We start from the raw sequence: 6080 nt of genomic DNA, 5'->3' as shown, positions 1-6080 counted from the left end.
GGATTCGCTGCGCGCGCTAAAAGTCGTCCAGACCGCGAGAAATGCCGGTCAGGACAACCTGCCGCTCGAACAGCTTTTCACGCATCCGACCATCGCCGCGCTCGCCGTCGCCATTGAAAGCGCCTCATCCAGCGGCGCCGTGATGCCGACCAACATCGTTCGGATGAACAGCGCGTCTGCACCCTCGACGCTGTTCGCCATCCATCCGCTCTATGGCCTCGTCGCCGAGTATCGCGCGCTCGCGCAGCACCTCGACGGCGTGGCCACGGTCTTCGGCGTGCAAGCGCCGTACTACGACGAGCGCACATGGTGGCCCGCCGACCTGAGCGAACTCGCCGCCGATTACGCCCAGCGGATTCGCCAGGTCCAGCCGGACGGCCCGTACAACCTGCTCGGCTGGTCGCTTGGTGGCGTGCTCGCGGTGGAGGTCGCTCACCGGCTCGAAGCGCAAGGCCAGCAGGTCGAGTGGATCGGCCTCGTGGACAGCGCACCGCCGCACGTCGTCGTCGACGACGACGTGACGCCGCTGACGCCGGCCATCGCGCCGCGTCACATCGAAGACCACGAAGTCGACAAGTACCGGATGTTTCTCGCCGAAGCGGACAAGTGGCGCGACTACCTGCCGGGCGACGCGGAAATCGAATTGTTGCGCGCCGTCGCGCTGATGAGCGACTACTTCACGTCACTGGTCCGCGACGCGCGCCGCAAGACGCTACGAGCGCCGCGCCATCACTGGTGGGCCGGTCGTCTGCTTGCGGCCGGCAATCCGCTCGTCTCCACGCGCCAGAGCGAGTGGCCGCGTTACGCGGCGAGCAGCATCACGCGCTCGGCCGTCGTGGACGCCAATCATATGGACTTGCTGCATCACCCCGATTTCCTCGCGGCGGTGCACGACTATTTCACGCTTCAGCACAACAAGGTTAGCGATGCTGCTTGAGTCACCTCAATCGTTCAATCTGGCCGAACGTCTGCGCGAACTGGCCACGACGCGTCCGCACGACACCGCGCTGGTCTGCGTCGACGACCTCGGCGATACGCGCTACGACTATCGCGCCCTCGATGCACGCGCCCAGGCCATCGGCCATTTTCTCGCCGCACGTAATGCGGCCGGCGAGCGCGCATTGCTGCTGATGGATAGCGGCATCGATTACGTCGCCGCATTCTTTGGCTGTCTGTATGCGGGCACGATTGCCGTGCCCGCATATCCGCCGGAATCCGCGCGCGAACAGCATCTGGCGCGTTTGCGCGGCATCGCGGCGGATTGCGACGCACACTTCGTGCTGACTACGGCCTCACTGATCGCGTCGACGCGCGAGTCGTTCGGCGCTATCGCCCCGAATGCGGCGCTCGTCGCCGTCGATGAAGTCGCGCAGCATGCCTCGGCAGACGTGCCGTTTTCCTCGACCCACGGCGCGGACGACATCGCATTTCTGCAATACACATCGGGCTCGACGTCGAGTCCGAAAGGCGTGATGGTCACGCACGGCAACGTGCTCGCCAACGAGATTGCAATCCAGAGCGGACTGGGCGTGACACCCGACGACGTGTTCGTCAGCTGGTTGCCGCTCTATCACGACATGGGGCTGATCGGCACGCTTTTGCAGCCTGTATACAGCGGTATTCCGCTCATCTTGATGTCGCCCAGATACTTTCTGGAACGGCCGGTGCGTTGGCTCGAAGCGATCGCGCGGCATCGCGGCACGATCTCGGGCGGTCCGGATTTCGCGTATCGGCTGTGTTGCGAGCGGGTGCGCGATACCCAGATCGCGGATCTCGATCTGTCGAGCTGGCGGGTCGCCTTTTGCGGTTCGGAACCCGTGCGTTTCGACACGCAAGAGGCTTTCGCGGAGCGCTTTGCCGCCGCCCGTTTCGATTCGGATGCACGCTATCCATGCTATGGCCTCGCGGAAGCGACGCTGTTTGTCACGGGCGGCACGCGTGGCGATGGGCCGTCCGCGGTGTCGTTCGCCGATAGCGGATTGAAGGCGGGCCGCGCGGAAGTCGTCGCGTTGCAGGCCGCGCAAGAGGCGCAGGCAGACGCGGACAGTGAATGCGGTGCGAAAGGCGTCGTGACGCTGGTCGGTTGCGGTCGTGAAGCGGTCAACCACGAGGTGCGGATCGTCGCGCCGGACAGCGGTGTCACGCTGGACGACGGCCGTGTCGGCGAAATCTGGGTGGCGGGTCCGAGCGTCGCGCGCGGCTACTGGCGTCGTGACGATGCGAGCGCGGAGAGCTTTCCGATGCTCGGCGCGACGCGCTGGCTGCGCACAGGCGACCTCGGCTTTCGCCACGGTGGCGAGATCTTTATCGTCGGACGACGCAAGGACATGATCATCGTGCGCGGCCAGAACCTGTATCCGCAGGACCTGGAGCGCGCGGTAGAAATGAATGTCGATGCCGTACGCAAAGGCCGTATCGCGGCATTTGGCGTCGAATTGAAGGGCCGCGAAGGCATCGGCCTCGCCGTCGAGATCTCGCGCAGCATGCAAAAACTCGCCACGCCGCAAGTGCTCGTGGATGCATTGAACGATGCAATCGGCGAAGCGTGCGGCGAACCGTTGTCGGTCGTCGTGCTGCTGAATCCGGGCGGCCTGCCGAAGACATCGAGCGGAAAATTGCAGCGCAGTGCGGCCGCGCAGAAGTGGCGCAGCCGCGAACTCGATGCTTATGCCGTCTACGAGCATGGCAGCTTCGTGAACACGGCGCATAGCGAAACCGGCGCGCCGGATCGCGCTGCGGCAAATCCCGCGTCCACCGACGATACCCTTCGCGAAGGCGTCGAACGCGAACTCGCGGCGATCTGGCACGACGTGCTCGGCGTACCCGTCGAAACGCGCAGTGCGCACTTCTTCTCGCTGGGCGGCAACTCGCTGGCCGCGACGCAACTGGCCGCGCAGGTCCGGGATCGCTGGCAGGTCGCGTTCGAGATTGCCGATGTATTCGGCGCCGCCGCGCTGCACGAATCGGCCGCCTTGATCGAGCGGCTGTGCGCGAGCGGGGCGCGCATCGCGCCGATGCGGATCGACTTCGACCCACAGGCGGGCGAGCGGGTGCCCGCTTCGTTTGCGCAACGGCGCCAATGGTTTCTGTGGCAACTCGACCGTGCGAGCAGCGCTTATCACCTGGCTGGCGGCCTGACGTTGCGCGGGGCGTTGAATATCGATGCATTGCGCGCCGCTTTGCAGGCGCTGGTGTATCGGCATGAGACGTTGCGCACGACGTTCGAAACGTCCGCGGACGGGGTACCGCTTCAGGTGATTCATCCATCGATGACGATCGTGCTCGACCAGGTCGACCTGCGTGTATCGATCGACGGAAACGATGAGGTTGACGCGAATGAGGCATCGCGCGCAATCGTTGCACAGCCTTTCGATCTGACGCGCGGTCCGTTGCTGCGTGCGACGCTGCTGCGTACTGGCGCCGCCGCCTGGCGTCTGCTACTCGTCGCGCACCACATCGCCGCGGACGGCTGGTCCGCCGATCTGCTGTTCGACGAGATCGCACACGGTTATCGCCAGGCGATCCTCGGCGATCGCGAAGCGCTCGCGCCGTTGCCGAAACTGCCGGTCCGCTACCGCGACTACGCGGCATGGCAACACCGCTGGGTCGGCCGCGACGAACACGCGCGGCAACTCGCGTACTGGCGCGCGCAACTCGCCGACATGGCGCCTGCGTCCGCCTTGCCCGCCGACGCACCGCGCGGCAACGCTACCAATCATCCGGCCGCGGCACATCGCTTCACGCTGTCCGCGCTCCGTCACGCCGCGCTCAAATCCGTTGCGCGCGAGCATGGCACCACATTCTTTACGGTGTCGCTGACCGCGTTGCTGATCGCGCTACATCGCTATACCGGCGACATCGATCCGCGCGTAGGCGTTCCGGTCGCAAATCGTGACCGCCGCGAAATCGCGGGACTGGTCGGATTTTTCGTCAATACGCAGGTGATGCGCGGACGGCTCGAGCGCGGCATGACATTGCGCGCGCTGCTGATCCAGATGCGCGACACGATGTTCGGCGCGCAGGCGCATCAGGATTTGCCGTTCGACCTGCTGGTCGATGCGTTGCAACCTGAGCGCAGTGCCGGACGCACGCCGTTCTTCGACGTGATGGCCGGTCATCAGACACAGCGCGATACGCTCGCTCACACGTTGCCGGAACTCGCCGCCAGCCGCTTCCGTCTCGACGATGCCGGCGTGCCGTTCGAGTTGACGCTCGACACCTACGAGACGGCCGACGGCGGGGTCGACGGCGTGTTCACGTATGCAAGCGATCTGTTCGACGCATGGACCGTCGCGCAATTCGCGGACTTCTACGGCGACGTGTTGAGCGCACTGATCGGCGTCGCCGGAAGCACGATCGACGCCGTATGCGGCGCGACGCACAACGAAACGGCTGCGCTGGTGGCGCTTGCCGGTCCGGCCGCGCAGCCTGAACGCATTGAGCCGGTGATCGCCGCAATCGAGCGGCAAGCGGCGCGGCAACCTCTGAATCCGGCGGTGATCGCGGGCGAACTCGAAATCAGCGCGGGCGAACTGAATGCGCGCGCGAACCGGCTGGCGTATCGCCTGATCAAGGCCGGCGTGGGCGCCGAAGTCAAGGTCGGGATCGGCGTCGGGCGATCCGTGGAGATGGTCGTCGCGGTACTCGCGGTGCTGAAGGCGGGCGCGGCGTACGTGCCGCTCGACCCGTCGTATCCGGCCACGCGGCTCGTCTACATGGTTGCGGATAGCGGCATTGAATGGTTGATCACGCACGAAGCCACACGCGCGCTATTCGCGGACACGCTCGGCGAGGCGGCATCGCGGGTTGGCGTGATCGAGCTGGACGCGTCGGATGCTTCAAAAGCACTGGACGTTGGCGCTGTTTCGAATTTGCCCGAGTCGAATCCGCAGGTCGCCGCCGATCCCGATTCGCTTGCTTACGTGATCTACACATCGGGCTCCACGGGGCAGCCGAAAGGCGTCGCAATCGATCAGCGATCCCTGGCAATTCATACGCAGGCGACGATCGATTTCTGTGCGCTGAACGAAAACGATCGCGTATTGCAGTTCGCTGCATTCAGCTTCGACGGCTTTATCGAAGAGATTTTCCCGGCGCTGTGCGTCGGCGCGGCGATCGTGCTGCGCGATGTCGAGTTGTGGGACAGCGGCACGTTTTATCGAAAACTGCTGCAGCACCGGATTAGCGTGATCGATGTCACGACCGCTTACTGGCATCTGCTGGCGCAGGATTTCGCCAAGGAGGGCGCGCGCGACTACGGTGCGTTGCGGCTCGCGATTGCGGGTGGCGAGGCGATGGCGATCGAGGGTGTCAATGCATGGCGCGCGGCCGGTTTGCAGCATGTGAAGTTGCTGAATACGTACGGACCGACAGAAACCACGGTCTCGGCGACGCTATTCGATTGCGACGCGATGGTCGCGAACGCGGATGACACGCTGCGCAAGGTGCCGATTGGTCGCGCGTTGGCTGGGCGGCGAATGTATGTGCTCGACGGCTGTGGCGAACTCGCGCCGCGTGGTGTGGCGGGCGAACTGTACATCGGCGGGGAAGCGCTGGCGCGCGGTTATCTGAACCGCGCGGCATTGACGGCGGAGCGGTTCGTACCCGACCCGTTCTCCACGCAGGGCGGGCGGCTCTACCGGACTGGCGACCTGGTGCGCTGGCGCGCGGACGGGGCGCTGGAGTATCTCGGCCGGATCGACCATCAGGTCAAGATTCGCGGTTTCCGCATCGAACTGGGCGAAGTCGAGGCGCAACTGCTGGCGCAGGACAACGTGCGTGAAGCGGTGGTGACCGCGCAGGGCGCAACAGGTGGCATGCGACTGGTGGGCTACGTTGCGCCACATGCGGGCGCAACGCTGGACGGTACCTCACTGCGCGCGGCCTTGTCCGTGACGTTGCCGGATTACATGGTCCCCGCAGCGGTGATGGTGCTGGATGCGTTGCCGCTGACGCCGAACGGCAAGGTGGATCGCAAAGCACTCCCGGCGCCCGAGTTCCAGACACGCGGCTACGAAGCACCGCAAGGCGAGCTCGAAACGACGCTCGCCACGCTGTTTGAGCAGGTGCTGGAGGTGGAA

At 65.1% G+C, this 6080-nt stretch carries 2 protein-coding genes; both read left to right on the top strand.

Annotation, left to right across the window (positions count from 1 at the left end; all coding sequences use genetic code 11):
* On the top strand, positions 1 to 937 hold a 937-nt coding region (locus PQR67_RS37960; protein WP_408467916.1), incomplete at its 5' end, for a thioesterase domain-containing protein.
* Positions 927 to 6080: non-ribosomal peptide synthetase (locus tag PQR67_RS37955; protein ID WP_408467915.1), on the top strand; the 5154-nt coding region annotated here is incomplete at its 3' end. The genes PQR67_RS37960 and PQR67_RS37955, both read left to right, overlap by 11 nt.

The sequence above is a fragment of the Paraburkholderia fungorum genome, from assembly GCF_046026025.1.
GTDB lineage: Bacteria > Pseudomonadota > Gammaproteobacteria > Burkholderiales > Burkholderiaceae > Paraburkholderia > Paraburkholderia fungorum_E.
This window is presented reverse-complemented; position numbering and strand designations above follow the sequence as displayed.